The organism is Arenibacter sp. F20364, from assembly GCF_023015905.1.
Taxonomy (GTDB): Bacteria; Bacteroidota; Bacteroidia; order Flavobacteriales; family Flavobacteriaceae; genus Arenibacter.
The window spans coordinates 1-1,106 of the sequence record NZ_JALKBD010000111.1 but is presented as its reverse complement, the minus strand read 5'-3'; the positions used below and the strand labels follow the sequence as shown (position 1 = coordinate 1,106).

The window sequence follows — 1,106 nt, the reverse complement described above, 5'->3', positions numbered from 1 at the left end:
TATTAGATTAGCATTATTAAATTTATAGATGTTTAATTTATTGAAATTACTGAACAACCAGAGGAGAAAAGGTGACCTATTTCGACTCACAAACTCTAAGGTTTATATCGAGCATTAGTCCTTTACTCCTCTTTGGTTTAAATGCCATTTAGAATGTTAAGCTTTAAGGCTTATTAATAGCGTTAGCATAAAAACCATATTGGTCGTTTCAGTGTTTTAATAGCTAATCTCAAAGTTATGAAAAAATTGATTGTAGGAATTGACATTTCCAAAGACGTGCTGGATTACTGTATCCTTAAAAGTGTTGATTTTTCAGTAGTGGGAAGAGGGGTTGTCGGGAACAACAAAAAAGCCATTTCCTGCTGGTTGAAAAAGTTCAGTTCTGAATCCATTATTGTTTCCATGGAACATACAGGACATTATGGGGCATTGTTGGCATGGCTGCTCAGTGAGAGTAAAATATGCTTTTACATGATCAATCCACTGGAATTAAAAAGGTCAATGGGTATTCAAAGAGGTAAGACCGATGCCGTTGATGCCTATAGAATAGCTTGCCATACCATTGGCCATAGGCAAAAAATGAAACCCTACAATTTGCCTGCGGAAAAGCTTCGCAAGCTCAAGGTGCTGATGACCGCCAGGGAACGATATGTAAAGATGTCCGTCCAACTCAAAAACAGCTTAAAGGCCAATCAAATATTAGCTCAGACTATCAACCTAAATGAGCTTATCCGTGAGGAAAAGAGACAGATCGGATCCCTTGAGAAATCCATTGATCTAGTCGAGAAGTTAATGAAGGAGATAATCGATGCCACGGAAGAATTAAAAACAAACTATAAAAAAATAACCCAAGTCATAGGCGTAGGGCCGATAACGGCCATAAAATGTATTGCAGAGACCGATAATTTCCTGAAATTTTCCAATGCCCGAAAATTTAGTTGCCATAGTGGTCTCGCCCCATTCCCGTATAGATCCGGAAGCAGTATAAAAGGTAGAACAAAAACACATTACCTCAGGGACAAAACTTTAAAATCCATATTGTTCAAGGCTGCAGGAAGTGCCATACAGCACGATCCACAACTGAAAAGATATTATCAAAGAAAAAC

At 37.9% G+C, this 1,106-nt stretch carries 1 protein-coding gene; it reads left to right on the top strand.

All coding sequences use genetic code 11. From position 1 onward, the window contains the following. Positions 1–237 precede the first annotated feature (237 nt). Positions 238–1,106, top strand: an 869-nt coding sequence (locus tag MWU84_RS23920; protein ID WP_246906525.1) for an IS110 family transposase, incomplete at its 3' end; no start/stop codon positions are given.